This window comes from Methanococcoides sp. AM1 (genome assembly GCF_900774055.1).
Lineage (GTDB): Archaea > Halobacteriota > Methanosarcinia > Methanosarcinales > Methanosarcinaceae > Methanococcoides.
Genome location: NZ_CAAGSW010000031.1, coordinates 1 through 218 on the forward strand (window position 1 = coordinate 1; position 218 = coordinate 218).

1 protein-coding gene is annotated in these 218 nt (G+C 40.8%); it reads left to right on the forward strand.

From position 1 onward, the window contains the following. On the forward strand, positions 1–218 hold a 218-nt coding region (locus E7X57_RS12620), incomplete at both ends, for a hypothetical protein (protein ID WP_167881003.1).

A 218-nucleotide genomic window follows, 5' to 3' on the forward strand; every position in this document is an offset into this window, starting at 1 on the left:
ATATAATTCATACGTATGATACAGCTGGTTTGTATACTGTCAATCTAACTGTCAGTAATATCAATGGTACTGCTTCCGAAGTCAAGACCGGTTATATCAATGTGACATCAGTTCCTATACTTCCGGTTTCTGATTTCAGTGCTAATGTAACTGAAGGTATTGCTCCCCTGAGTATTGCGTTCACGGATCTCTCAACCAATGCAACGTCATGGTCCTGG